Origin of the sequence: Kocuria sp. UBA1838, from assembly GCF_002338785.1 — a bacterium.
GTDB classification, from domain to species: Bacteria; Actinomycetota; Actinomycetes; order Actinomycetales; family Micrococcaceae; genus Kocuria; species Kocuria marina.
Genome location: NZ_DDIY01000015.1, coordinates 98,417 through 123,595 on the forward strand (window position 1 = coordinate 98,417; position 25,179 = coordinate 123,595).

Below are 25,179 nucleotides of genomic sequence, written 5' to 3' on the forward strand. Positions count from 1 at the left end.
GCGGCCGGCTGGGCGTGTCAGGAGCGCCCGGACGTCGCCCGCGGGAACCGGGCGGTGATGATCACGCTCGTCCCACCCCCGTCAGCGGGTTGCCACCGGATGCCGCCCTGCAGCTCACCGGCCACGAGCGTGCGCACGATCTGCATCCCGAGTCCCTCGCCCTCCGCGGGTGGGCGGTAGGCGTCCACACCGGATTCCTCGATCACGGCGTCCCCCATGCCGCGCCCGTCGTCGTTGATCGCGATCTCGACGACGCGGTACCTCTCCCCCGCGTCCGTGACCTCGTCCTGCCGGTGCGTCACCGCGAGCTCCACGGTGCCGTCCCGGTCCTTGAGCCCATGCTCCACGGCGTTGGCCACGATCTCGTTGACCACGAGGGCCACGGACGTCGCACTCTTGGACGGCAACCGCCCGAACCGGCCGCTGACCCGGGTGCGCACGTGCTGGCCCGCGGAGGCGGTCTCCACCGCGAGTTTGACCTGGTGGCGGATGAGGTCGTCGAAGTCCACGTCCTCCGAGATCTCGTGGGACAGGGACTCGTGCACGCGCGCGATCGCACTCACGCGCCGCATGGCCTGCTGCAGGCCGTTGCGTCCCTCGTCGGAATGCATGCGCCGGGACTGCAGGCGCAGGAGGGCGGAGACCGTCTGCAGGTTGTTCTTGACCCGGTGGTGGATCTCCCGGATCGTCGCGTCCTTGGACACGAGCTGCAGGTCGCGGCGCCGCAGTTCCGTGACGTCCCGGCACAGCAACAGCGCCCCGGTGCGTTCCGGGCCCTCCCGCAGCGGGATCGCACGCAGCGTGGCGGAGGCCTTGCCGGTGGCCAGTTCCGCGCGCCACGGCATGGTCCCCGCGAGCACGGGCGCCAGGGTCTCGTCCACGCCCGGGGCGGTCAGGGGCAACTGGCGTGCCACGTGCAACAGGTTCTGCCCCGTGATGTCCCCCGCCAGACCCAGCCGCCGGAACGTGGACAGACCGCTGGGGGAACAGAACTCGACGGTCCCCTCGGCGTTGAGCCGCATCATGCCGTCGCCCACGCGCGGGGCGCCCCGGCGGGAATCGGTGCGCACCGCGAAATCCGGCCACGTCCCCTGGTTCGCCATGCGCAGCAGGGCCGAAGCCAGCTCGTGGTACACGAGTTCCATGCGGGACGGCAAGCGGTCGTGCTGGGGGTCCGCGGTGAGACTGAGGACGGCGATCGTGCGGTTGTTGCGCACGAGCGGCACGAGGGTGACCGACCGCGACGCGAGGCTCGACCACTCGGACGGACCGGCCCGTTCGATCCGCCGGTCCACCCACGCCCTGCGCAGGGTGAACGCAGCCTCGCCACCCACGACCTCCCCCACCATGTCTTTCTGGTAAGCGGTGGGTCCCGTGGTGGGCCGGGCGTGCGCCAAGACGAGGAACTCGCTGCCCTCACCCGGGATCGGATCCCCCGTGGGGCTCTCGGCGGCGGGGATCACGTCCGCGGGGAAGCACAACAGCAGGTCCCCGAAGCCCAGGTCCGCGACCATCTGCCAGTCCCCCACGAGCAGGTGCAGCCACTCGGCGTCCCCGGCGTCGAAGTCCGGGACAGATCGCAACGGATCCGTGAAGGCCATGGAACGCTCGCTTTCCGATGCTCAACCGCGGCGCAACCACGCGCCCATCCGACGCCCCAGCCTAGTCCCCGCCGGGCCCGCTCCCGCGCCCACGGGTTCTGCCGCGCCCTCGTGTGCATCGGGCTCACGCATCCGCCGCACGAGCTCCGCGAGCCCACTCATCTCGTGACGTAGCGTGCTGCGTGGCGCTGTCTCCGAGAGCACAGCACCGGCGAGCAGGGCGTCGTCGCACGCTTTGGCGTCCCACGAGAGGGTGTGGGCCACGGGGTGCCCGGGCGAGAAGCGCTCCCAGGCCTCCCGCACGGACTCGGCCGCGGAGCGACCGGTGGCGGCGGCGCGCAGTTTGTTCATGACGACGACGATCCGCGCGTCCGGTGCCGCGTCCAACAGGTCCGGCAGAGCCTTGACGAGCCGCGGTACGCCGAGGGTGTCCGCTGCGCCGAGTGCTATCACCACGTCCGCGGCCGCGACCGCGGTCAGCGTCCCGGCGTTGCGCCGCGGGGCCATGAAGTCGGAACTGATCTCCTCGTCGGACTCGAGGCCGGAGGCGGTGTCCACGACCACGGTGTCGTAGTCCTTCCGGGCACGGTCGAGCACGAGGTCCAGGGCGGAACCCCGGATCTCGGGCCAGCGGTCGTAGCGGGTGATCCCGGTCAGGACGTCCAGCGAGGCGCCCGCGACGGACACCGTGCTCGCGCAGCGTCCCAATCCCTCCCGGTCCAGCCGCGCCTGGTCGGCGAGCCGGCACGCCTGCGCCAGCCCCGCGGCTTCGTCCAGCATCCCGAGGCTCGCCGCGACCGAGGCGGCGTAGGTGTCCGCGTCTACGAGCAGCACACGCCGCCCGAGCAGGGCAAGTTCGGCGGCGAGATTGAGCGAGGTGACCGTGCGGCCGGGCGCTCCCATCGGTCCCCACACGGCGATCACCCGGCAGGCTTCGGCATGGTCGAGGGCGTCTGAGTCATCGAGGTCGTGCGCCGTCGCGGGATCGCCGGATGACCCACCGGGTACGGCAGCCCCCGAGCCGAGTCCGGCGGCGTCGGGGCCGATGTGCCCTTCCCCATGGGTGCTGTCCGGGGAGGATGCGGAATTCGCGACTGCTCGGCCCGCGGCTCGCCCGGCTGCTCCTTCGCGCGACGCCGGCCCGTCCGCGGGTGCATCAGTCGCCGCCGCGCTGTTCGATACCGCTGCTTTCGATGCCATTCCCTTTGACGACGTTCCTCTCGACGCCGCTTCACGCTCGGGTGCCGGGCGTTCGCCCGGCGCCGCAGCGCCGTCGTCCCGCACCGACGACGGCGAGCGTGCGGGACCGAGCATCGCGCGGGTGATGATCCGGGCAAGCTCCTCCCCGGTGGCGTCCGGGGGCACGCTGCCGACACCCAGACGCTGCACGCGGGACTCGTCGTGTCCCTCGACCACCAGGACCCGCAGGTCGTCGGTCTCGAGTTGATCGAGCAGGCTCGCGGTGAGCTCCTCGGCACCCTCCGCGACGAGCGCCACGTGGGCCATGCGGGTGTGGGCGCATGCGAGCAGCTCGGCGAGGTCCAGACAGCGCCGCACCACCGTGACGTCCCCGTGCAAGCGTTCGAGCCGGTCCACGAGCGGCCACGTGCTCGTCCCGAGCGTCACCACCGAGATACTCACGAGCCGGAACCCGCCGTGTTGAGCACCAGGGTCACCTTGGCGTCGTTGCCGAGCGCATCCACGAGCGGACCCACTTGGGCCTGCGTGACGAGCACGTAGACCGTGGCCGAGGCGTTACCGCCAAGCGCCGTGTCCTTGGTGTCCACGCGCGCGATCTCCGCGCCCGTGACGAGTTTCTCGGGCGCCCCGTACCCGCGCCCCGTGGGTTTGGGCTCGGCCACCCACACGTCCACGTGGGACCCCGCCTCCGCCTGGGCCGGCATGGGGGTGGTCAGGGCGATCCCCACGGGTGTGCGGTCGAGCTCGTCCGCGGTGCCCACCGCCGCAGCCGGCACGAGTTGCCCGCGCGCCACGCGCTGGGTCACCACCGCGTTCTCCCGCAGTTGCCCGTCCGGGACGTACTGCGCGGAGGAATCCTGCAGGTGTGCGTCCACCGTGCCCAGGTCCTCGCGCGAGATCCGTTGCCCCACGGAGAGGTCGTTGGCCGCAACGTAGTACGGCTGGGTACGGTTGGCCGTGGCGACCAGCAGGATCACCCCCAGCACGGAGAGAAGGACCAACAGCAGCCCCACGAGCAGCCGCGGATCCCGCCAGGACGGTTTGCGGAATCGTGCGGCCGTGGACCGTCCCGAGCGCTCGAGCGCCGCGGTGCTCCCCATGCTGACATCCTTTCGTGATGCGCCGGCCCCCGCCGGCTGCACCCGAGTGTGCCGCGTCGCACACCGCGCTGGGAAGTGTGACGAACGACCTGTGGACGGAGGTGGCCACGTGTTCATTCCGCCCAGGACCTGTTGATAACCCGCCGCCTACCCCCTCACGTGGGACAATGACGAGCGAACCCCGATGAAACAGCATGCAACGGCACCTAAGAAAGTGATGGACCGGAATGTCCCAGCAGCGATTCCTCACACTCGCGGACGTCGCCGAAATCCTCTCGATCTCCGTCCCGCAAGCGCGTGCCATGGTGCGTTCGGGGGAGCTCCCCGCGATCCAGGTGGGCGGCCGGGGGCAGTGGCGCGTGGAGACGGTCAAGCTGGAGGAGTACATCCAACAGGGCTACGAGCGCACCGAGCAAGCGGTGCGTGAGGGCACCCTGCACTGACACACCCTTGGGACGCCGGGCGACTCACCCCGCATCGAGGGACGAGACCAGCGCCACGGCATGGAACCCCACCGTGCGCACCGCGGTGACCGAGCTACGTCGGCGGAACTGGTCCTGCGGGTGCACCGCGACGTCGAAGAAGTCCTGACCCACGGCGTCCACCGTGCCCTCGATCTCCCCGTGACGGGATTCGTCCTGCAGCACGACCCGCACGTGCACGCGCGCGGTGCTGAGGGCGCGCAGGACGTGGCCCATGCCGAGCCTGCGGATGGTCGAACGTTCCGGGAGCACCTCGAAGCGACGCGGTAGTCCCTCCCACCACACCACGCTGTGCAGTGGGACCAGGTGCTGGAGGTGCCGCTCGCGCACCACAACCCAGCCGGAGCCCACGTCCGCGAGCTCTCCCTCCAGGGTGTCACCGCGCGCTGGGCGCAGCCGCACGGGACCGCCGCGGTGTGCCGCGAGCCGCTCGAGCAGCGTGAGTCGTGACAGCTCCGCGCGCGCGGTCTCCACGGCCTCCTGCTCCACGAGCCGCACCCTGGCCTGCTCGAGTTGGGCCTCCATGTCCTCGAAGAGGTCGTCCCAGCGCATCCGCCACCGTCCTTGGGTCTCGGGGTCCTGAGGTCACGCTACGGCGTGCAGGGGCCGGCTCCGCGTCGGATGTCATGCCGACATGAATGCAATTGCAACGATGATTGACAGCCGACCGAGACCGCTGAATGATCTAGAAATGTCAAACGGCATCAAACAGCATTATTTGGAGGCAAAGATGTCTACGATCCATCGATCGGCACCTTCCACCGGCACCCGCTTGGCCGCCGCGTGGCTCGGCGTCCCCGTGCTGGCCGGGGCGCTGGGGGTTCTGGGCCTCGGATATGCGCAGACTCTGCGCGCCACAGGATCCGGTCAAGACCCCGACCTGTTGGTCGCGGTGGTCGCGGCGGGTGCGTGCCTCGCCGTGGCCGGGTGGTGGGTCGGTGGACTGGTGATGCTCGCCCTCGCCCGGGCGGCCCGGCGACTGCGCTGGCACGGCCTGGAGCGGTGGGCCACGCGCCTCACGCCCACCCTGGTCGCGCGCACCGCGGTCGCCCTCGTGGGCGTGCAGCTCGTGGTCGTGGCGCCCGCCCACGCCGACGACGCCGCCCTCGACCCCTTCTGGGCCCCGGCCACCGCCGGTACCGAGCAGCTCGCGGAGCCCTCCGCCCCCGCGCCGGAATCCGTTCAGGAAGCTGTTCCCGACACCGCACCCGGAGCGCAGACGAGCGGCCCGGAAGCGACCCCCGAATCCACGACCGCTCCTGTACGGGCCCCGGAGGCTTCGACCCCGATGCTCGAGCCGGCCAACCCGCCCGCTGGGCAGCGCGTCTCCAATGGCGTCCTTACCGTGATGGCCGGGGACACCCTGTGGGGCCTCACCGAACAATTGCTGGGGCCGGGGGCCACGGACGCCACCGTGTGCCACAACCTCCCGGCGTGGCTCGAGCTGAACGCCGTGGCGCACCAGGGGGATCTGATCCGCCCCGGGGACCAGTTACGCGTTCCGCCCCACCTGCTCGATCCGGCGGGCACACCGCACGAGGAGCGCTGCACCGGATAGGTCTACCCCAGGCAGGTCCGCCCTGGGATCCATTACTCCAAACACGGCCACTTCAGGACCCGTCCGCGACCCACGCGGGCCCCGGAACACCGTCGGGAACTCGCCTCGCGGCGGGGCCACAACCTCTCTCCATCGTCCCCGGGCCGTCCGGCCCACCCTTCGTCACCGAGGAGCACACCATGAGCATCGCCGTCCCCGAATCAGCACCCCGCACTCCCGCGGGCGGTTACACGTGGCGCCAGGACCGCACGGTGGCGGCCCTCACGGGCAAGAACGAGATGGAGCGGGTCGGCGCGATCGCCCGCAGCATCGGGCAAGCCGCGGTGGAGATCCTCGCGGGCACCCGCCCGGCGAACCAACTGTCCCGGTGGACGGAGCCTGAGGTCGTGGAACGCTTCACCCAGCGCGCGGCCATGCTCAAGCTCGTGCAGGAACAGTGCCCGGACCGGCGCGCCGTGTTCGAGGTGCACCGCGCCGCCCGGATCCGGCGGATCCGGGTGTGCAGCCCAGCCCCCGGGTGCTACGAGGCATCCCTCGTGGTGGAGGAATCCACCCGGGCGCGCGCCGTGGCGTTACGGATCGAGCGGATCGCGCGGCAGTGGCGGGTCACCCATCTGGAGGTCGGGTGATCTCGCCGGGTCCAGCCGGGCCTCAGCGCCGCTTGCCCCGCTTCGCCTTGCCGCTGGCCTTGGCGGACTTCCCCCGACGCTGGGCGCGGTTGGCCCCCTCGCCAGCGGAGGTGACACCGTCGGCATCCGAGGCCCCGTTCGTCGTCGCCGGCTCGGTCTCCGCCGCAGGCTCGTCGTCGGAGGACACCCGGGGCTCGGGCTCCACGGCCGCGCTCGGCGTGCCGTCCTCGTCCGGGGCGGTGTACTGCAGGAACGCGGGACGCTGGGGCGTCGTGAGCTCCACGGCACCACCGTCCGCGCCGGTGCGCTGCTTGCGGACCTCCAGGTTGAACAGCGTCACCACGGTCTGCTCGCGGATGGCGGCCATCATCTCCTGGAACATGGCGTGGCCCTCGCGCTGGTACTCCACGAGCGGATCGCGCTGGGCCATGGCGCGCAGCCCGATCCCCTCCTTGAGGTAGTCCATCTCGTAGAGGTGCTCGGGCCAGCGCTGCCCGATCACCGAGAGCAGGACCCGGCGCTCGAGGTTGCGCATGGCCTTGGAACCGAGTTCGTCCTCGCGTTCCTTATAGGTGACCGCGGCGTCCGAGAGGATCTGCTCCTGGAGGAAGTCCGAGGTCAACCGCGGGCGGCCGCCCGCTTCCTCGAGGACCTCGTCGCGGGTCAGGGAGACGGGGTAGATGGCCCGCAGCGCGGTCCACAGCGCGTCCAGGTCCCAGTCCTCGGGGTGACCCGTCCCGGTGTGCTCCGTGATCACCGACGTGATGACCTCGTCCGTGAACTGCCGGATCTGATCTTCGATGTCGTCGCCCATGAGGATCCGCTTGCGATCCCGGTAGATCACGGCGCGCTGGCGGTTCAGGACGTCGTCGTACTTGAGCACGTTCTTGCGCTGCTCGGCGTTGCGCCCCTCCACCTGGTTCTGCGCGTTGGCGATACCGGAGGTGATCAAACGACCCGTCACGGGGACGTCGTCCGGGGCGATCGCCATGAGGCGCTGCGCCGCACCGGGGTTGAACAGGCGCATGAGGTCGTCCGACAGGGACAGGTAGAACCGGGATTCCCCCGGGTCCCCCTGACGACCGGACCGCCCGCGCAACTGGTTGTCGATCCGGCGGGACTCGTGGCGCTCCGTGCCCAGGACGTAGAGCCCCCCGGATTCGAGGACCTCCTCGTGTTCCGTCTTGGTCGAGGCCTCGCATTCCGCGAGGACGTCGGGCCACCGCGCCTCGTACTTCTCGGCATCGCGTTCGGGGTCCAGGCCGAGTTCGGCCATTTTCTCCACGGCGTTGAACTCGGCGTTACCGCCCAGCATGATGTCGGTGCCTCGACCGGCCATGTTGGTGGCCACGGTGACCGCGCCCTTACGGCCGGCCTGTGCCACGATCGCGGCCTCACGCGCGTGGTTCTTGGCGTTGAGCACCTCGTGGCGCACACCGCGCTTGGCCAGCAGACGGGAGAGGTACTCCGACTTCTCCACGGACGCAGTGCCCACGAGGACTGGCTGGCCCTTCTCGTGGCGATCCTCGATATCCCGCACCACGGCGGCGTACTTGGTGGCCTCGTTCTTGTAGACCACGTCCCGCTTGTCCTCGCGGGCGATGCCGCGGTGCGGCGGGATGGCCACGACGCCAATCTCGTACGTGTTCATGAACTCGGCCGCCTCGGTCTGGGCCGTACCCGTCATGCCCGAGAGCTTGTCGTACAGACGGAAGTAGTTCTGCAGTGTGATGGTGGCCATTGTCTGGTTCTCGGGCTTGATCTCCACGCCCTCTTTGGCCTCGATGGCCTGGTGGACGCCCTCGTTGTAGCGCCGCCCGGACAGCACTCGGCCGGTGTGCTCGTCCACGATCTTCACCTCGCCACCCGCGACGATGTAGTCCTTGTTCGCGCGGAACAGTTCCTTGGCCTTGATCGCGTTGTTGAGGAACCCGATCAGCGGGGTGTTCTGCGACTCGTAGAGGTTGTCGATGCCGAGCCAGTCCTCGATCTTCTCGATCCCCGGTTCGAGCACGCCCACGGTGCGTTTCTTCTCGTCGACCTCGTAGTCGGTCTCCGGGTCGAGCTTCTGCACGATGGTCGCGAACTCGCGGTACCACCGGTTGGCTTCCCCGGAGGCCGGTCCGGAGATGATGAGCGGGGTCCGCGCCTCGTCGATGAGGATGGAGTCCACTTCGTCCACGATCGCGAAGTTGTGCCCACGCTGGACGAGCTCCTCCTTGGACCAGGCCATGTTGTCCCGGAGGTAGTCGAAGCCGAACTCGTTGTTCGTGCCGTAGGTGATGTCCGCGGCGTACTGCTCACGCCGGGTCGCAGGGTCCTGACCGCTCAGGATCACGCCGGTCTCCAACCCCAGGAAACGGTAGACACGGCCCATGAGGTTGGCTTGGTACTCGGCGAGGTAGTCGTTGACCGTGACCACGTGCACGCCCTTGCCCGCGAGCGCGTTGAGGTAGGCCGGCGCCGTGGCCACCAGGGTCTTGCCCTCACCGGTCTTCATCTCCGCGATGTAACCCAGGTGCAGAGCGGCACCGCCCATGATCTGGACGTCGAAGTGACGCTGACCTAGGGTGCGGGACGCCGCTTCCCGCACGGCCGCGAACGCCTCGGGAAGAAGCCGGTCCAGGGATTCGCCGCCCTCGATGCGCTCCCGGAACGAGTCGGTCTCGGCGCGCAGCTCGGCGTCGGAGAGTTCCTTGAAACTGTCCTCGAGGCTGTTGACGGCGTCGGCGTAAGTCCTCAGCCGCTTCAGGACCCGCTTGTCCCCAGTGCGAAGAACCTTTTCCAGGAATGACGCCACGTGTGTTCGCTCCTCCGAGATCAATGGTGGGCACCGGCAGGACATTGGGTGCACCGCCGAACAGTGTACGTGAGCCAGGCTGGACGCCGGCCGCGTGCCATCGCGCCGGGCACCGGGTGGCCCCCGGACGGGTAGCCACCGAATCCCCGATGCCCACTCGGCAGGCGCGGGACGGGCAACGACCAGGTTCCCGCTACCCGCTCGCCGGGCACGGGACGGGCCCGCGACGCGGTCGCGGGCCCGTCCTCGGTGCGGTGCTGTGAATACTCAGGAGGCCTCTGAGTTCGCGGTGTCTGGCTGGTAGGCCCGCGCCTTCTCTTCCCCGGAGCGTCCGTCATTGCTGAGACTGATCACCCCGTACTCCCACCCCTTACGGCGGTACACGGCGGAGGGTTCCTGGGTCTCCTTGTCCACGAACAGGAAGAAGTCGTGACCCACGAGCTCCATCCGGTCCACGGCCTCGTCCACGGTGATCTCGTGGGCGGGGAAGCGCTTGCGCCGGATCTCCACGGGGGTAGGGGGGTCGCTCAGGGGGTAATCGGTGCTGAAGGCCTCGTCCTCGGCCGCCGCGAGTTCTTCCTGGCTGGCATACGTGGGAGTCGGTCCCGAAGGGTCCACGGGCAGCGATCCCGTGGCCTCGTGCACGGCGATGGGCCTCTGGTGCCCGGTGCGGTGGACCTTACGGCGGTCACGCGCCCGACGCAACCGCTCCACGAGCTTGGCGTAGGCCTCGTCGAACGCCGCGAACTTGTCGTCGTTGCGCGATTCGGCGCGCACCAGGGGCCCGCGCCCCACAACGGTGATCTCCACCCGCATGCCCTGGTGGCCGGAGGCGGCGTGTTCCTTGGTGACCTTGACCTCGATGGATTGGACCTTGTCGCCGAGCTGTTGGAAGCGCTCGCTCTTCTCCTCGACGTATTCCTTGAATCGGTCCGGCAGGGTGACGTTGCGGCCTAGGATGTTCAGTTCCATGAGACCCTCCACATCTTGGGGATGACGCGGGATGTGCTGCTCTCCCACACGGGACACCTTCAATGCTTCCCGTGATCTAACGCTAGAGGAAACAACGGGGAAATTCATGGATGACGACATCCGATGATCCTGCGTTCTCCCCCGGTGAACGCCCTACGCGCACCCCCGCGAGGGTCACGACCGCGGGTACCCTGGCCCCGGCCGCGGTCAGGGCGCGGACGGCCTCGGCGGCCGTGGCGCCCGTGGTGAGCACGTCGTCCACGACCACGCACGTGAGTCCCGACATGTCCCGGGCGCGCAGGCTCCCGCGTAGCGCCCGGGTGCGCTGGATCCTCCCGCGGCCCTTCTGGGTGCCGCTCCCGGCCACCGCGCGGTGCGTGAGGGCGGGTGCGATGTGCGACCGCGGGGGCAGGGCCGCGCCGCGCAGCAGGGTGGCGACCGGATCGAACCATCGACGCCGCCGCGCGCGGGCGCTCGTGGGCACCGGCACCAAGTACAGGGTGGGCCTGTCGTCGTCGAGCTCGCGCGCCACGGTCGCCAGGGCTGCCGAGAGCACGGCGGAGAGTACGGGAGCGAGGTCGGTACGGCCGCCGTTCTTGAAGGACAGCACGCACGAGGCGAGTTCGTGCTCGTACTCCCCCGCGACGACGACCCGCACACCGGACGCGGCGAGCGCCGCCGGGGGTGTCACCAGGTGCGGCCGGGCCGTGGCGCGGCGCAGCACGATCCGACACGCACGGCACAGTATGGCGCCCGGGGCGGCACACACCGCGCACGACACCGGTAACACCAGGTCCAGGGCCTGCGTGCACCACCCGCTGACGACCGCGGCCCGACGGTCCCACCGCGCGAGAACCGACGGGCGACGCCACGGTGCGCCGACGGTGCCACTGCCCGGAGCGGCGTCGTACAGCGCGGAACGAGGCACCGCCGAGGAGCGGTACGGAACGACGGGGCGGGAGCGGGTCATGGCACCAGTTCACGGTGCGCGGACGGTGTCCGTCCCCGGTACGGCAGACATGTGCAGCGCGCAGCGCACGGCGCACCCACTCAGGAACGGGTGCTCACCCCGCGAATGCGGTGTCCGTGACCTCTTCACTCTGCAGCGCCCAGGAACTGCCCGTGAGCATGTAGAGCCGCCCGTCCGAGGCGCCGTACACCGCGGCGGACCCGTTGCCCCCGGCCAGGGAGGTCACCCCGGTCAGGGCAGGCAGCTCGTCCACCTTGCCCGCGATCGTGTACCGGCGGGGCTGCGCGTTGGTGTCCTGGTCCAGGGCACTGGACACGAACTCGTCCGGGCCGATCCACTGGGCGGTGTCCACGTCCACGCCCGTGGCCACGGCATTGCCCTTCGCGAGTTCGGTGGGTCTGCCGGAGGCGTCCCGCACCACGCCCGCGATCCACACGGTGGAACGCGTCGCGGCGGCGTCGGTCGTGACCACGAGCGCCCGGCTGCCCTCGCGGGAGATCCGCAGGGACGCCACGTGCTGGTCGTCGAGCCACGAGGCGGACACGGTGTCACCCTGCCCCTCCGACGACGCCCGCACGACCCGGACGGTCCCGGAGCGGTCCGCGCCCCACACCCACCCCAGGTTGTCGAAACTCGGCCGGGTGGGCTTGTACCCGGACCACCGCTGCCGGGGTTGCTGTCCGGGGGACACGGTGTAGACCGTGGAACCGGCGCTGTCCACAAACCCGAAGGCCCCGGCCTCCACGCCCATTCCCGGTTTGCTGAGCGTGACGCCCTCTGGCACCGTGAGGTCCGGGATCAGTTCGGTCTGGCCGCCCTGGTAGAACGCGAGCTTGTTGTCGGAGACCCCGATTTGCCGGTTGGGGACGGTCACGGTCTGGATCGGGTCGTTGTCGCTGCCGCCGGAGGTGTCCACCGGGGCGTCGTTGATCCGCAGTTCGACGTCGTCCACGTTCGGGATGGTGCGCAGGGTGGCCCGCAGCTGTTGTTCCATCCGGCGTGCCTGGTTCACCTCCGCGGGGTCGAAGCTCGCGAGCGTGAGGTCCACCGCCGCGGTCCCCCCGGACACCGGCACGGCCGAACGGGACAGCGCGGTACCCTGCGGGATCGCACTGGTCACGGCATTGCCCAGATACGCGGCGGGCCCGCGCATGAGCGCGCGCACCGCCGCCGTGGAGGTCGTGGAGCGGGTCGCGAACCACCGCGGATCCGGAACGAGGTACTTGCTGTCCTGAGCCGAGTAGAAGTAGAGGTTGGTGGGCGAAAAGATCTTCTCGAAGTCCGCTTGCGGGACCACCACGCCGTCGGGCGCCCGGGAGATCCGCCACTGCCCGTCCACCGAGGTGAGCACGAAATCCAGGACGCGCGTGCTGCCCGAGGGCTGCTTGGCGAGCACGCCGCTGGCACTGAGCTCCCCGCTGACCTCCATGCTCGTGCGGAATTCGCCGTCGTTGAGCCGCGGCACCGTGGTGGGCTCCCCCGAGTGGATGAGCACGCGGGTATCCGGCTTCCAGGTCGCGGCGAGCTGCGGTGTGAGGTACTGGCGGGCCACGGAGTAGTCGTCCTGCGCGCCCACCCCGGCGGCCAGGAACCCCTCCACAATCTCCTGGGCCGTGGCCCCCACCCGGGGCCCCTGGGGATTGAAGGGCATCGCGGACTGCTGGGTCTGCTCCGTAGGCTCGATCACCTTGTGCACGGGCCCGGAGCGCGGCATGGCCCCGCACGCGGAGAGGGTCAGGCCCAGAACCATCGCGCACGCCAGGCCCGTGTACCGCGCCCGACGCCGCGTGGTCCCGAACACGACGTCGCTCACCCGGCGCGCGTCCCCGACGGCCCGGATGGCATCCGCCCGATCACGGGTCCGATCGTGGTCTGCGGGATTCATGACTCCTCCGTCCGATCACGGTGTCGCGAGGCGCTCGAGCCCGTGCGCTCTTGTGCCGAGGCGTTCGCATCCGTCGTCGCGGCTGGCTCCCCGGCGGCCACGTCGGCGTCCGAAAAGTCCATGAGCAGCTGGCCCGTGTCCCGGTCCTCGCTCGGGCGCACGGCCGGGGCAGTGAGCTGCAACGAACCGGTGTCGGTGACCCGAGCGGTGGATTCGCTGTGCTGTTCCACGGGTGGCATGGGCAGCGGATTGGGCTGCTCTGGATCCAGCACCTGGTTCCGCAGCAGGGGCAGGGTGAGCCGGAAGCACGCGCCATTGTCGGGTTCGGCCCACACCGTGAGCGCGCCCCCATGCAACCGCGTGTCCTCCGTGGCGATCGCGAGCCCCAGGCCCGTACCGCCCACCGTGCGAGCGCGCGCGGGATCCCCACGCCAGAACCGGTTGAAGACCTTGGTCGTCTGCTCCTCGGTCATCCCGATGCCGTGGTCGCGCACCGCCACGGACACACAGTTCTCGTTGGCGCCCACGTAGATGTCCACGGGCTTGCTCTCCCCGTGCTCGAGCGCGTTGGTCACGAGATTGCGCAGGATCCGGTCGATCCGCCGCTGGTCCATCTGCACCACGCAGCGGGTCAGGGTGGACCGCACCGTGAGCTCCGAACCGGATTCGAGCACGAGCGGCGCGCACGCCTCCACGACGTCGTAGATAACGGTGAAGATGTCCGTGGACGCCATGTCCAGGCGGGCCGCGCCGGCGTCGAACCGTGAAATCTCGAGCAGGTCCGAGAGCAACGAGTCGAAGCGGTCCACCTGGTTGTGCAGCAGCTCGGCGGAACGCCGGTTGACGGGATCGAAGTCCTCGCGTGCATTGTAGAGCACCTCCGCGGCCATCTTCACAGTGGTCAAGGGCGTGCGCAGCTCGTGGGAGACGTCCGAGACGAAGGTCTGCTGCATGGACGAGAGTTGTTCGAGCTGGGTGATCTGCCCCTGGATGGAATCCGCCATGCGGTTGAACGAACGGCTCAACCGGGCGGCCTCGTTGCTGCCGTGGACCTCCATGCGCACGTCCAGATCACCCTCGGACAACCGCTGCGACACGCGCGCCGTACTCGAGACCGGGCGCACCACTTCCCGGGTCACGTACCACACGATGGTTCCCACGAGCAGCAACAGCGCGACCATGGACAGCAACAGCACCGCGTGGATCGAGTCCAGGGTAGCCTGCGGGTCCGAGAAATCGTAGACGAAGTACAACCCGTAGCGAGAGTTCTGGTTGAGCTGGACTACGTCCCCGATCACGATGACCGGTTTCTCCGGCTCGTTCTCCGCCATACGGACCGAGGCCGGTTGCCAGTACGTGCCGTCCCCATTGGCCACGCGCCGTTGCAGTTGTTGGGGCACGGTGGCGGAGGTCATCCACGCGCTCTCGGTCTGCACGCCCACGAACAACTGCCCCGCGCCCTGGTCCAGGGGGATCAGGATCCAGCGGTGGTCGGTGGTGCTCGTGTCCTGGCTCAGCCCGCCCAGCGTGGAGTTGATCAGCGCCTGGACCTCGGTGCGGTCGGAGGCGCCCGAGGCGTCGAAGCTCGCTTGGGCGGTGCGGATGTCGCTGCGGGCCTCCTCGAGCACCTGGTCCAGGCGGTCGGTGAACAACCGGTCCGCGATCTGGTGGGACAGAAAGCTACCCGTGGCGAGGAACGCCACGGACGTGAGCGTGAGCGCCACGGCGATCGCGCGAAACTGCAGGGACTGCCGCCAGCGGCGGATGAGCATGCGCCGACCCAGCCGGATCCTGCGGAAGCGTTTGGGGGGACACCGCTCGGCGGGGCTGTGCGCCACGGGTCGCGCCGGGGCGGACGTCATTTATGCGCGTGTCCCCCGGCTTTGTAGCCGATCCCGCGCACCGTGAGGACCACCTCCGGGTTCTCCGGATCGCGTTCCACCTTGGAGCGCAACCGCTGCACGTGCACGTTGACCAGGCGGTTGTCCGCGGCGTGGGGGTAGCCCCACACGTCACGCAGCAGCTCGTCCCGGCTGAACACCTGGTGCGGCGAGCGCGCCAGGGTCGCGAGCAGGTCGAACTCCAGCGGGGTCAGGAAAATCTCCTGCCCGGCCCGGGTCACGCTGTGCCCGGTCACGTCGATCACGATGTCCCCGAGCGTGATCTCCTGGGTGGCCCCGCGGTCCATAGGGCGCAGACGCGCCTTGACGCGGGCCACGAGCTCGGCGGGTTTGAAGGGCTTGGGGACGTAGTCGTCCGCGCCGGCCTCGAGCCCGCGCACCACGTCCGCGGTGTCGGACTTGGCGGTGAGCATCACGATCGGGATGTCCGACTCGGCGCGGATCTGCTGGCACACCTGGATCCCGTCCATGCCGGGGAGCATGATGTCCAGGAGGATGAGGTCCGGTTCGGAGGCGCGGAACACGTCCCGGGCGCCGGCGCCGTCGTAGCAGTAGACGGGCTCGAAGTCCTCGGACGCGAGGATGATGCCGATCATTTCGGACAACGCGGCGTCGTCGTCCACCACCAGGATTCTTGCTTTCATGGCCCGCTTTCGCGCTCGTCCCTGACACCCGGAGCGGCCGGGATCGGCGTCCGTGTACGCCCTCGATTCTACGGCCTGGCCGGGCTCAACCCTCGTTGCACGCCTCGGTGAGCGCGCCGCCCAGGTGCGTCACCCGCCGCAGGGCGTCCGGCAGGTGCGGCGGGGTGAGCTCGCTGATCCGCGCCGACGGCGCCAGCACGGTTCCCAGCAACGCCGCCGGATCCATGCCCAGCTCACGCCACGGGCCCAGCACGCGCCGCACGAGCTCGGACACGGGCGTGCGCCCGGCCACAGGGACGGTGTCGAAACACAACCGCACCCCCGCCTCGTGCAGGGCCGCGAGGGGCTCCCACTGCTCGGTGGGCCCGTCCGGCAGACCAAGCACGGCGGCGTCCGCGCCGACCCGCGGGGTCCAGTCGATCCCGACGGCGCCCGCGTCCAGGACCACGGTCTCCGCCCCCGCCGCACGGCACGCGGCCACGGCGTCCGAGAGCGTGGCGCGCAGTTCCTGGCGCGGCAGCGCACGCAGGGTGCGGTAGCCGCTCGCGGTCGGGATGCGCCCGGTCACCACGCGTTCCAGCTCGGGTTCCTCGAGCACCAGCACGACGCGGCGCCCGTCCGTGTTGCGCCGCAGCACGGCCACGAGGTCCGCGACGCCCAAGCACCACGACTGCGCGAGATCACGGCGAGCGCCGGGATCCGACTGCAGCTTCTCCCCGTTGTGCACGTGGACGGTCGCCGCGAGGGAGACCGGGCCGAGCAGCGAGAAGGCGATCGGTCCGGTGTCCGCGCCGGATTCGGCGCCCAGGACGTCCGCGACCACGTTGAGGTCGCTCTCCAGTTGCCGGCGTGCACGGCGGGAGTCGTCGCCGGGGACACCGCTGATCCGCCACCCGTGGGGCTGCCGGTCCGCGTAGAGGGAATCGAGCACGGCGCACGTGCGGGCCGCGAGCTCGGCGTGCGGACCCCGTTCCGGCAGCAGCGGCACGGTGGCCAGGTGCGGTGCGCCCAGCTCGCCGCGCAGCACGGTGAACGTCTCGAGGGGGTCCGTGCCACGCAGGGAACGGGTGAGGGTCGCGGTGACTGCTTCGCTCATGCGTCGGTGCTGCGCTGGTGGTTTTCGGAAATGGCCTCGTGGTGGCGGATGACCTCGCTGATGATGAAGTTCAGGAACTTCTCCGCGAACTCGGGATCCAGGTGTGCGGCCTCCGCAAGTCGGCGCAACCGGTGGATTTGCGTCTTCTCGCGTTCGGGGTCCGAGGGCGGGAGGTCGTTCTCCGCCTTGAGCTTGCCCACCTGTTGGGTCGCCTTGAAGCGTTCGGCGAGCAGGTGCACGAGTGCGGCGTCGATGTTGTCGATCGTGCCGCGAATGGCTTCCAAGCGCGTCAACGCGCTGTCCGCGGGACGGTCGGTGCCCGGTGAATCGGCTCCCGATGAGTCGACGGGCGCGTGGTCGGCGGGGTCGGTGACTGCACTCATGCGTCCACTGTAATAGTGGCGCGCCCGGCGCCCGGTCGTGTGGCGGTCATGCCGCCCCACGTGGGGCTCAGGACGCGGCCGCGGCCGCGCGATCGGCGAAGGCGGCGTCGATGGTGGCCTGGCCCAGCACACGGGTGCCCTGGTAGAGCACCATGGTCTGCCCGGGGGCCACACCGCGCTGGGGCTCGTCGAGGCGCACGGACAACCGCTGCTGCCCGTCCTGCCGGGTGAGCCACGCGCGCGCCGGCGCGGGATCGCCGTGGGCGCGCACCTGGACCGTCACGGGGAACTCATCGGAGCGACCGTCCACGTCCTCGGCCATCGCCGCGACCTCGCGGGGCGGGAGCCCAGCCCACGACGGGCGGATGCCCTCCATGACGTCGATCGACAGCAGGGCCTCCGGCCCCACCACCACCTCGTTGGTCTTGGGCCGGATCTCCAGGACGAAGCGGGGCTTGCCGTCCGGGGCGGGCCGGCCGATGTGCAGACCCCGGCGCTGACCCACCGTGTAGGCGTGCGCGCCGCGGTGCTCACCGAGTTCGGTGCCCTGGGTGTCCACGATCCTCCCGGGGGCGAGCTCCATGTGGTCCTCGAGCCACCCGCGGGTGTCCCCGTCCGGGATGAAGCAGATGTCGTGCGAATCGGGCTTCTTGGCCACGGACAGCCCGCGCTCCTCAGCCTCGGCGCGCACCTGCGCCTTGGACGGGGTCTCGGCCAGGGGGAAGATCGCGTGCTCGAGCTGCTCGGCGGTGAGCACGCCCAGCACGTAGGACTGGTCCTTGGCCCAATCGGCCGCGCGGTGCAGTTCCTTGTGCCCGTCCGCATCCGTCACGACCTTGGCGTAGTGGCCCGTGCACACGGCGTCGAACCCCAGGGCGAGCGCTTTCTCGAGCAGGGCCGCGAACTTGATCTTCTCGTTGCAGCGCATGCACGGGTTGGGGGTACGCCCCGCAGCGTACTCGGCCACGAAGTCGTCCACGACGTCCGCCTGGAACCGTTCGGAGAAGTCCCACACGTAGTACGGGATCCCGAGCTTCTCGGCCGCGCGCCACGCATCCCGGGAGTCCTCGATCGTGCAACACCCCCGCGCGCCCGTGCGCAGCGTGCCCGGGGTGCGGGACAGCGCCAGGTGCACGCCCGTGACGTCGTGCCCCGCGTCCACGGCGCGCGCCGCGGCCACCGCCGAGTCCACACCTCCGCTCATCGCTGCCAGAACACGCACGTCAATTCCTCCAGGTCCGTCGAGGGTCGAAAATTGTGGGTCGAACCGGTTTAACAACCAGCGCGCCGCCGGGGCTATTCCCGACGGCGCCGCAGTTCCCGACGACCCCGCCGTTCCTGACCCCGCCGTTCCCGGCCACTCCGCGGTTCCTGACGGCGCTGCTCAGGACGCGAAGCCCGGGACGTGCCCGGACAGCCCCGCGGCGTGGGCGCGGTCGTAGACCTCCGCCACGGCAGCCAGCACCGCGGTGACGTCGTCCGGCGTGCTCGAGTGTCCCAGGGAGAAGCGCTGGGCACCGCGCGCGGTCTCCTCGGGCACCCCCATGGCCAGCAACACGTGGGATGCGCGCGGGACGCCCGCGTTGCACGCCGAGCCCGTGGACAGCGCGACCCCCGCGGCGTCGAAGAGGAAGAGCATGGAATCGCCCTCGCACCCGGGGAACGTGAAGTGCGCGTTGCCCGGCAGCCGCGTGGGGTGCGCCCACTCGTCCTCGGGTGCGCCGGGCTCGGGCCCGCGCAGCACGGCCTGCGGGACCCGTTCGCGGATCCCCGCCACGAGGGTGTCGCGCAATCGTGCGCGACGCACGAACTCGGCGTGCGCATCACGCTGGGCGGCGTGCACTGCGGCACCGAACGCGGCCGCCCCCGCAGCGTTGACCGTGCCGGAACGCACGCTGCGCTCCTGGCCCCCGCCGAAACTCGTGGCGGCCAACGTCACCGTGCGGGGGGCGTACAGCGCGCCCACACCCATCGGACCGCCGAGCTTGTGTGCGGACACCGCAAGAGTGCTGATCCCGGGCAAGTGCGCGTCCACGGGCACCGCGCAGAACGCCTGCACGGCGTCCACGTGGAAGGACACCCCCGCCCGGTCGCACAGGGCCGCGAGCTCCGCGATCGGTTGCACCGTGCCGACCTCGTTGTTGGCCCACATCACGGTCACCAGGGCCAGCTCGTCGCCGCGGCGGTCGAGCAGCTCCCGCAGGTCGTCGGGGTCCACCCGGCCGTCGGCATCGACCTCGAGCCACGCGAGCTCGGCGCCCTCGTGCGCGGCGAGCCACTCGGCGGCCTCGGATACCGCGTGGTGTTCCACGGTGGACAGCGCGATCACGGTGCGACGCGAATCCGCGTCCCGGGCCGCCCGGAACAGCCCGAGCACGGCCATGTTGTCCGCTTCCGTCCCGCCGGATGTAAGGATGATCTCCACCGGTTCCGCGTTCAACGCGGCGGCCACGCTGTCCCGCCCGGTCTCCAGGGCCATGCGTGCGGAGCGCCCACCCGAGTGCAGGGACGCGGGGTTGCCGCCGCGTTGGGCCTGCGCCACGTAGGCCTCGACGGCCTCGGGCAGCATGTCGGTCGTGGCGGCGTGATCCATGTAGACGCGTGGTGTGGGCATGGGTCCAATTCTAGGCGCGCCCACCGCGGCCCTCCCTCGGCCGCGCACCTTCGGTGCGACCTCCCCAGCGCACCGCCGGTGAGACCCCCGGCTGCGTCGATACAACGCCCCGCGCCCCGCCGGTGCCGTGCCGCACGGACGCGCCTACACTCGCAGCCATGCTGCATTTCGTCTTCCACACCCCCGAGATCCCCGGCAACACGGGAAACGCCATCCGCCTCGCGGCGTGTACGGGCGCGCGCCTGCACCTCGTGGAGCCCCTGGGCTTCACGTTCGGGGACGCCCACCTGCGCCGGGCGGGGTTGGACTACCACGATCTCGCGGTCATGGACGTGCACCCCAGCGTGGAAGCACTGTGGGACGCGCTCGGGGACGCCCGGGTCCTCGCGTTCACGTCCCACTCGAGCACCCGCCACACGGACGTGGCCTACCAGGACGGGGACGTTCTGCTCTTCGGCCGCGAGTCCACGGGGCTGCCCACCGATGTCCTCGAGGACGAGCACGTCACCGAACACGTCCGGATCCCCATGCTGCCCGGGCGCCGCTCCCTCAACCTCGCCAACTCCGCGTCCATCGCACTCTACGAGGCCTGGCGGCAGTTGGGCTTCCCCGACGGCGTGTGATCCCGCCACGACGACGGCGCTCGCGGGTACCGTGCGTATGCACACCCTGCGAGCGCCGTTGTGAACGCCGTCGGCGCGGCCGGAGCCGGGGGCGCCTACTTGCCCGATTGCTCGGCGGCGTTGCCCACCCTGACCTTGGCCGTGTGCTCGTCCCCGCCGCGCCGGTAGGTGACCTCCGCCTCCGTCCCGGCCGCGAGTTCGCGCACGCCGGCGGTGAGAGCGTCCGCGTCCGTGATGCGCTTGCCGTTGAACTGCGTGATCACGTCGTTCGCGCGCAACCCGGTGTCCGCGGCCGGGGAGCCGTCCTGCACGCTACGCACGAGGGCACCCGAGGAGAACTGCTCCGAGTTGCTCCCGGACGGCGTGTAGGCGGAGACGGACGCGCCCAGGTAGCCGTGCGTGGCCTTGCCGTCCTTGATGATCTCGTCCGCGACCCGCTTGGCCGTGTTGGACGGGATCGAGAATCCCACCCCGATGTTCCCCGAACTGGAGGAGTCGTTCGAGGAGGACCCCGCCGCCGAGGCGATCGCCACGTTGATGCCGATCACCTGACCGCTCGAGTTCACGAGCGCGCCGCCCGAGTTGCCGGGGTTGATCGCCGCGTCCGTCTGCAGGACGTTGAGGTAGACGCTCGACTTCGCGGACTGCGAGCCCGACTGCCCGTTGTCCGGGAAGTTGAAGAAGAAGTCCTGCCCGCCGCCGCCCTGCTGGGAGTCCTCTGGGGTCTCCTGAGCCGCTGAGGAGGCGACGGCGATCGTCCGGTTGAGCGTGGAGACGATGCCGTCCGTGACGGTCCCGCTCAGTCCGAGCGGTGAGCCGATCGCGATCGCGGTGTCCCCCACGTTGAGCTTGCTCGAATCCCCGAATTCCGCGGGCGTAAGACCGCTCGGGTCCACCTTGATCACCGCGAGGTCCGATTCGGGGTCCGTGCCCACGAGGCTGGCCTTGCGCACGGAACCGTCCGAGGTCTGGACCTCCAGGTTGGCATCCGAGCTCGCGCCGTCCAGCGTGACCACGTGGGTGTTGGTGAGGATGTGTCCTTGATCGTCCAAGATCACACCGGACCCCGTCCCCGCGCGGCCCCCGGCGGACGCGGAAATCGTCACCACGGACGGGGAGGCCTTGTGGGTGGCCCCCGTGATCTGGTTGACCGATTCCGTGTTGTTCACGATCACCGGGGAGCTGTTGCCCGCCGCGGACACGCCGTTGTTCTCGGCGAGGGCGCCGGTCCCCACCGCGGTCCCCGCACCGATCAGCCCTGCGAGCACCATCCCGGCGACCAGGGCACCCGCCGAGAACTTGCGCTTGGGCGTCGTGGCGGTCCCAGCACCACCAACCGGTTGCGACGCCGCGGTGTAGCCGTCCTGACCACCGGAATAGGTGCCGTACTGGTAACCCCCGGTGGCGCCGGGGTGTTCGCCCGCGGGCGGGATGGGTTGGGTGTCCTGCGCGTGCCACGGCGAACCCTGGCCGGCCCCCTCCGTCCCGGAGCCGTACTGGCCGTACCGGGGCACGGGACGCTGGGGATCGCCGCCCGCACGGGGGTCATAGGAATCGGCCATGTTCTCTCCTTCAGGACTGTGACAGGACGTCGAGGGATCGTGTGTCTGGACGCGGATACCGGGACCCGCCCGGCGGCTTCCGGTGGCCCAGTATGCCCGGGCGTACTGAGCCGCGGCTGTGAGAACTGGCCGATTCCTGCACGTTGCCTGGTGATCTCCGGGACGCTCGCTGATCTCGTGACCGCATTGTCCGTTCAGCGTAGTCTGTGACTCGGACGACCATCATGTCCCGGGGACGATCCCCGGGCGGGCGTCCGCCGGGCTGAGATCGATCGGAACGAGGGTCATGAATTCACACACCGTTTGGCGCCGCGCTGTCTTCGCGATCGTACTCTCGGGAGTGTGCTTGTTCGCGGCGCCCGCCGCCCTGGCCGAGCCCCCTCAGCAGGTGGACCCCGGCACACGGATCGTGGATTCGGCCAACGTCCTGGGCAACACGTCGCAGTTGCAGGACGAGATCAACAGGGTCGCCAGCGAACACAACATCACGCTCTACGTGGTGTACGTGGACCGATTCACGAACCCCACCGATCCCGGTCAGTGGGTCCAGGACTTCGCCCGGAACAACGGTTTCGGGACCAACGACGCCGTGCTCACCGTGGCCACCGAGACCCGCCAGGCGCGGTTCGTGGCCAACTCGGCGGGTCCCCTGTCCCGCTCGGACACCCAGGAGATCTACAACGAGAACATCGTCCCGGCCCTGCGCAACGGCAACTGGGACGCCGCCGCCCAGGGTGCCGTGAAGGGGATCGACTCGAAACTCGGCGGGGTGAGCCTGAACGGGGCCGGCGGTGTGGTCGGCGGGGTCGTGGTGCTCGGCGGGCTCGCGGCCGCGGGCGTGGGCGTCGCGTCGCTCATGCGCGGGCGGCGTCGTCGTGCGAATGCACCCCAGGCCCCGGAACCGCACAACGGCAGCAGCGCGCCGCAGCGACCGCTCGTGTCCCTGCCCGAGCTGCACAAGCGCGCGGGTTCAGCGCTCGTGGAGGCGGACAACGCGATCCAGCACTCCGAGCAGGAACTCACCTTCGCGCAGCTGCAGTACGGCCGCGAGCAGACCCAGCCGTTCGAGCACGCACTCGCGCGGGCCAAGGAGCATATGCGCGCGTCCTTCGAGCTGCAGCAGAAGCTCGAGGACCACATCCCGGACACCGAGGCGGACCAGCGCGCGTGGCTCGGGGAAATCATCGAGCGTTCCAACCAGGCGCGCGGCTCCCTTGCGGAACAGGAACAGAACTTCTCGCAGTTGCGTCAACTCGAGACCCGCGCCCCCGAGGCGCTCGAGGACGTGCGCCACGCCGTGGCCGGTGTCCAGCCGCGCCTGCAGGACGCCGAGTCCTTGCTCGTCTCGCTGCACGCAACGTACGACGACGCCGCTCTGGCTCCCGTGCGGGACAACGGCGAGCAGGCACGCGAACGCCTCGAGTTCGCCGACTCCGCGATCACCCAGGCCCAACAGCACCTGGACGCGGGACAGGTTTCCCAGGCCGTGCTCAACATCCGAGCCGCCGAGGAGGCGCAGGGCCAGGCCGAGGGTCTGATCACCTCGGTGGAGAACGCCCGCCGGGAACTGGCCAAGGCCGAGGAGTCCCTCAAGGACGCCGTGAGCATCGCCCAACGGGACGTCGCCGAGGCCGAGGGACTGGTCCAGCAGGGCTCCCGTCCCGAGCTCGCGGGTGCCGCCGCCGGGGTGCGCTCCGTGCTGCAGACCGTGACCCAGAACATGCGTTCCGGGCGCTACGACCCCATGGGCTCCGCCCGCCGGCTCGCGCAGGCCAAGGCCGAGCTCGACAAGGGACTGGACGACGTCCGGAGCGCGAACGACCGCGCCCGCTCCGCGCGCGAGACCCTGTCCCACGCGCTCGTGAGCGCGCAGGCGAGCCTGACCACCGCGTCCGACTACGTGTGGGCGCGCCGCGGCGGTGTGGGCGCCCGCGCGCGCACCGAACTCGCGGAGGCCGAACGCCACCTGGGGATCGCGCAGCAACTGCAGAACTCTGATCCCGAGCGAGCACTCAACGAGGCCAACCAATCCATCCGCCTCGCGGACTCCGCACAGCGCTCCGCACAGACGGACGTGGACGAGTTCTACAACTCTCCCATGGGCTACGGCGGCATGGGTTACGGCCGGCGTAGCAACGGCCTCGGTGGTGCCATGCTCGGCGGGATCCTGCTGGGCGGGATCCTCAACGGCGGCATCGGCGGGGGCCACTACGGCGGCGGAGGCGGTGACTTCGGCGGCGGTTTCGGCGGCGGAGGCGGCGATTTCGGTGGCTTCGACGGCGGTGTGGGCGGGAACTTCTGACCCCCTCCGGGTGAGCGACGCACCCGCCGCCCCGTGACAGATTTCAGTTTTGTCCGAGATACGAGAAGAGGAGAACACCATGTCCAAACAGTCCATTTTCGGGCGGATCGCTCAGCTGGCCAAGGCGAACATCAACGCGATGATCGATTCCGCGGAGGACCCCCAGAAGATGCTGGACCAGATGGTCCGCGACTACACCGAGAACATCCGCGAGGCGGAGTCCGCCGTGGCCCAGACCATCGGTAACCTCCGCTTGCTCGAGAAGGACCACGCCGAGGACGTCCAGGAGGCCGCCCAGTGGGGTAACAAGGCACTGGCCGCGTCCAACAAGGCGGAGGAGTTCCGTTCGTCCGGCAAGGAGAGCGAGGCCCAGAAGTTCGACAACCTCGCCAAGGTCGCGCTGCAACGTCAGATCCAGTCCGAGAGCGAGGCCCGCGGGGTCGAACCCCAGATCGCGTCCCAGACCGAGGTCGTGGAGAAGCTCAAGGACGGGCTCAACACCATGCGCGGCAAGCTCCAGGAGCTCTCCGCCAAGCGTGACGAGCTGGCCGCTCGTCAGAAGACCGTCCAGGCCCAGGCCCAGGTGCAGGACTCCCTCAAGGCGTTCGACGTCATGGACCCCACGAGCGAGGTCTCCCGGTTCGAGGACAAGATCCGCCGCGAGGAGGCTCGCGTGGCCGGCCAGCAAGAGCTCGCCGATTCCTCCCTGGACCGCCAGTTCGAGGCGCTCGAGGACATGGGTCAGCAAACCGAGATCGAGGCGCGGCTCGCGGCGCTCAAGGCCGGCAACGCCACCAAGGACGGCGAGAAGATTGTGTCCTCCGAGGAAGTCTGAGTCACTTCCGCGGCTGCCGGTG

The 25,179-nt window shown here is 70.1% G+C and carries 21 protein-coding genes; 6 read left to right on the forward strand and 15 right to left on the reverse strand.

The genetic code is table 11. The annotated features are described in order from the left end of the window. Nucleotides 1-17 precede the first annotated feature (17 nt). From B3I25_RS07345 to B3I25_RS07355, 3 genes are read right to left on the reverse strand one after another with little or no spacing between them, the layout of a single operon-like run. Nucleotides 18-1,601 carry a sensor histidine kinase gene (locus B3I25_RS07345; RefSeq protein ID WP_206398944.1) on the reverse strand — a complete coding sequence of 528 codons (1,584 nt, stop codon included), beginning with the start codon at nt 1,599-1,601 and terminating at the stop codon, nt 18-20. Between the two features lie 21 nt (nt 1,602-1,622). Further along, complete coding sequence (locus B3I25_RS07350) at nt 1,623-3,242, reverse strand: AAA family ATPase (RefSeq protein ID WP_286738458.1); 1,620 nt, start codon at nt 3,240-3,242, stop codon at nt 1,623-1,625. Beyond that, on the reverse strand, nt 3,239-3,901 hold the full coding sequence (locus tag B3I25_RS07355; RefSeq protein WP_131332634.1) for an SAF domain-containing protein: 663 nt from the start codon (nt 3,899-3,901) through the stop codon (nt 3,239-3,241). The genes B3I25_RS07350 and B3I25_RS07355 overlap by 4 nt, the downstream gene beginning before the upstream one ends. 227 nt (nt 3,902-4,128) lie before the next feature. Here B3I25_RS07355 and B3I25_RS07360 point away from each other — a divergent pair, with 227 nt between their 5' ends. Next, nucleotides 4,129-4,344 carry a helix-turn-helix domain-containing protein gene (locus B3I25_RS07360; protein WP_085107605.1) on the forward strand — a complete coding sequence of 72 codons (216 nt, stop codon included), beginning with the start codon at nt 4,129-4,131 and terminating at the stop codon, nt 4,342-4,344. A gap of 24 nt (nt 4,345-4,368) precedes the next feature. On the opposite strand, the gene B3I25_RS07365 is transcribed toward B3I25_RS07360, so the two are convergent. After that, the gene (locus tag B3I25_RS07365; RefSeq protein ID WP_085107607.1) at nt 4,369-4,935 is read right to left on the reverse strand and encodes a hypothetical protein; all 567 of its coding nucleotides are present in this window, start codon (nt 4,933-4,935) and stop codon (nt 4,369-4,371) included. Between the two features lie 178 nt (nt 4,936-5,113). On the opposite strand from B3I25_RS07365, the gene B3I25_RS07370 reads away from it, so the two are divergent. Continuing rightward, nucleotides 5,114-5,941, forward strand: coding sequence for a LysM peptidoglycan-binding domain-containing protein (locus tag B3I25_RS07370; protein ID WP_286738459.1), 828 nt, complete (start codon nt 5,114-5,116; stop codon nt 5,939-5,941). 179 nt (nt 5,942-6,120) lie between these two features. Next, nucleotides 6,121-6,570: an Rv3235 family protein gene (locus B3I25_RS07375; protein WP_131332632.1), complete on the forward strand. Its 450-nt coding sequence runs from the start codon at nt 6,121-6,123 to the stop codon at nt 6,568-6,570. A gap of 22 nt (nt 6,571-6,592) precedes the next feature. On the opposite strand, the gene secA is transcribed toward B3I25_RS07375, so the two are convergent. The 10 genes from secA to B3I25_RS07425 all read right to left on the reverse strand — a co-directional run bounded on the left by secA (nt 6,593) and on the right by B3I25_RS07425 (nt 19,835). Then, complete coding sequence (secA, locus tag B3I25_RS07380; RefSeq protein ID WP_206478664.1) at nt 6,593-9,370, reverse strand: preprotein translocase subunit SecA; 2,778 nt, start codon at nt 9,368-9,370, stop codon at nt 6,593-6,595. A 267-nt stretch (nt 9,371-9,637) separates the two neighbouring features. Beyond that, nucleotides 9,638-10,342 carry a ribosome hibernation-promoting factor, HPF/YfiA family gene (hpf, locus tag B3I25_RS07385; RefSeq protein ID WP_098053974.1) on the reverse strand — a complete coding sequence of 235 codons (705 nt, stop codon included), beginning with the start codon at nt 10,340-10,342 and terminating at the stop codon, nt 9,638-9,640. Nucleotides 10,343-10,424: 82 nt separating this feature from the next. Further along, entirely contained in the window at nt 10,425-11,312 is an 888-nt protein-coding gene (locus B3I25_RS07390; protein WP_286738460.1) for a ComF family protein, read from the reverse strand. Nucleotides 11,313-11,406: 94 nt separating this feature from the next. After that, nucleotides 11,407-13,197, reverse strand: coding sequence for an LpqB family beta-propeller domain-containing protein (locus tag B3I25_RS07395; RefSeq protein ID WP_231885497.1), 1,791 nt, complete (start codon nt 13,195-13,197; stop codon nt 11,407-11,409). Further along, nucleotides 13,194-15,059 carry an MtrAB system histidine kinase MtrB gene (gene mtrB, locus B3I25_RS07400; protein ID WP_286738461.1) on the reverse strand — a complete coding sequence of 622 codons (1,866 nt, stop codon included), beginning with the start codon at nt 15,057-15,059 and terminating at the stop codon, nt 13,194-13,196. The genes B3I25_RS07395 and mtrB overlap by 4 nt, the downstream gene beginning before the upstream one ends. Continuing rightward, nucleotides 15,056-15,742: an MtrAB system response regulator MtrA gene (gene mtrA / locus B3I25_RS07405; RefSeq protein WP_286738462.1), complete on the reverse strand. Its 687-nt coding sequence runs from the start codon at nt 15,740-15,742 to the stop codon at nt 15,056-15,058. Before mtrA ends, mtrB begins: the two co-directional genes overlap by 4 nt. A gap of 85 nt (nt 15,743-15,827) precedes the next feature. After that, complete coding sequence (locus B3I25_RS07410) at nt 15,828-16,838, reverse strand: hypothetical protein (RefSeq protein ID WP_286738463.1); 1,011 nt, start codon at nt 16,836-16,838, stop codon at nt 15,828-15,830. Then, the gene (locus B3I25_RS07415; protein ID WP_064845803.1) at nt 16,835-17,221 is read right to left on the reverse strand and encodes a chorismate mutase; all 387 of its coding nucleotides are present in this window, start codon (nt 17,219-17,221) and stop codon (nt 16,835-16,837) included. The genes B3I25_RS07410 and B3I25_RS07415 overlap by 4 nt, the downstream gene beginning before the upstream one ends. Before the next feature lie 67 nt (nt 17,222-17,288). Beyond that, nucleotides 17,289-18,443 carry a tRNA 2-thiouridine(34) synthase MnmA gene (mnmA, locus tag B3I25_RS07420; protein ID WP_064845802.1) on the reverse strand — a complete coding sequence of 385 codons (1,155 nt, stop codon included), beginning with the start codon at nt 18,441-18,443 and terminating at the stop codon, nt 17,289-17,291. Between the two features lie 162 nt (nt 18,444-18,605). Next, on the reverse strand, nt 18,606-19,835 hold the full coding sequence (locus B3I25_RS07425; protein ID WP_131332623.1) for a cysteine desulfurase family protein: 1,230 nt from the start codon (nt 19,833-19,835) through the stop codon (nt 18,606-18,608). Nucleotides 19,836-19,993: 158 nt separating this feature from the next. Here B3I25_RS07425 and B3I25_RS07430 point away from each other — a divergent pair, with 158 nt between their 5' ends. Next, entirely contained in the window at nt 19,994-20,458 is a 465-nt protein-coding gene (locus tag B3I25_RS07430) for a tRNA (cytidine(34)-2'-O)-methyltransferase (RefSeq protein ID WP_085107632.1), read from the forward strand. A 95-nt stretch (nt 20,459-20,553) separates the two neighbouring features. Here the strand turns inward: B3I25_RS07430 and B3I25_RS07435 are convergent, their stop codons facing one another. Then, nucleotides 20,554-22,020 carry a S1C family serine protease gene (locus B3I25_RS07435; RefSeq protein WP_286738465.1) on the reverse strand — a complete coding sequence of 489 codons (1,467 nt, stop codon included), beginning with the start codon at nt 22,018-22,020 and terminating at the stop codon, nt 20,554-20,556. Nucleotides 22,021-22,306: 286 nt separating this feature from the next. Here B3I25_RS07435 and B3I25_RS07440 point away from each other — a divergent pair, with 286 nt between their 5' ends. Together B3I25_RS07440 and B3I25_RS07445 are read left to right on the forward strand one after the other, a co-directional pair. Next, nucleotides 22,307-24,322, forward strand: a complete 2,016-nt coding sequence (locus B3I25_RS07440) for a TPM domain-containing protein (protein WP_286738466.1) — start codon at nt 22,307-22,309, stop codon at nt 24,320-24,322. 79 nt (nt 24,323-24,401) lie between these two features. Next, nucleotides 24,402-25,157: a PspA/IM30 family protein gene (locus B3I25_RS07445; RefSeq protein ID WP_098053958.1), complete on the forward strand. Its 756-nt coding sequence runs from the start codon at nt 24,402-24,404 to the stop codon at nt 25,155-25,157. The last annotated feature ends 22 nt before the right edge of the window (nt 25,158-25,179 follow it).

Excerpts from the sequence above, each read along its gene's own strand:
- B3I25_RS07345 (WP_206398944.1), bottom strand. The coding sequence starts at position 1,601 with ATGGCCTTCACGGATCCGTTGCGATCTGTCCCGGACTTCGACGCCGGG.
- B3I25_RS07355 (WP_131332634.1), bottom strand. The coding sequence starts at position 3,901 with ATGGGGAGCACCGCGGCGCTCGAGCGCTCGGGACGGTCCACGGCCGCA.
- B3I25_RS07360 (WP_085107605.1), top strand. The coding sequence starts at position 4,129 with ATGTCCCAGCAGCGATTCCTCACACTCGCGGACGTCGCCGAAATCCTC.
- B3I25_RS07365 (WP_085107607.1), bottom strand. The coding sequence starts at position 4,935 with ATGCGCTGGGACGACCTCTTCGAGGACATGGAGGCCCAACTCGAGCAG.
- B3I25_RS07370 (WP_286738459.1), top strand. The coding sequence starts at position 5,114 with ATGTCTACGATCCATCGATCGGCACCTTCCACCGGCACCCGCTTGGCC.
- B3I25_RS07375 (WP_131332632.1), top strand. The coding sequence starts at position 6,121 with ATGAGCATCGCCGTCCCCGAATCAGCACCCCGCACTCCCGCGGGCGGT.
- hpf (WP_098053974.1), bottom strand. The coding sequence starts at position 10,342 with ATGGAACTGAACATCCTAGGCCGCAACGTCACCCTGCCGGACCGATTC.
- B3I25_RS07390 (WP_286738460.1), bottom strand. The coding sequence starts at position 11,312 with ATGACCCGCTCCCGCCCCGTCGTTCCGTACCGCTCCTCGGCGGTGCCT.
- B3I25_RS07395 (WP_231885497.1), bottom strand. The coding sequence starts at position 13,197 with ATGAATCCCGCAGACCACGATCGGACCCGTGATCGGGCGGATGCCATC.
- mtrB (WP_286738461.1), bottom strand. The coding sequence starts at position 15,059 with ATGACGTCCGCCCCGGCGCGACCCGTGGCGCACAGCCCCGCCGAGCGG.
- mtrA (WP_286738462.1), bottom strand. The coding sequence starts at position 15,742 with ATGAAAGCAAGAATCCTGGTGGTGGACGACGACGCCGCGTTGTCCGAA.
- B3I25_RS07410 (WP_286738463.1), bottom strand. The coding sequence starts at position 16,838 with ATGAGCGAAGCAGTCACCGCGACCCTCACCCGTTCCCTGCGTGGCACG.
- B3I25_RS07415 (WP_064845803.1), bottom strand. The coding sequence starts at position 17,221 with ATGAGTGCAGTCACCGACCCCGCCGACCACGCGCCCGTCGACTCATCG.
- B3I25_RS07425 (WP_131332623.1), bottom strand. The coding sequence starts at position 19,835 with ATGCCCACACCACGCGTCTACATGGATCACGCCGCCACGACCGACATG.
- B3I25_RS07430 (WP_085107632.1), top strand. The coding sequence starts at position 19,994 with ATGCTGCATTTCGTCTTCCACACCCCCGAGATCCCCGGCAACACGGGA.
- B3I25_RS07435 (WP_286738465.1), bottom strand. The coding sequence starts at position 22,020 with ATGGCCGATTCCTATGACCCCCGTGCGGGCGGCGATCCCCAGCGTCCC.
- B3I25_RS07440 (WP_286738466.1), top strand. The coding sequence starts at position 22,307 with ATGAATTCACACACCGTTTGGCGCCGCGCTGTCTTCGCGATCGTACTC.
- B3I25_RS07445 (WP_098053958.1), top strand. The coding sequence starts at position 24,402 with ATGTCCAAACAGTCCATTTTCGGGCGGATCGCTCAGCTGGCCAAGGCG.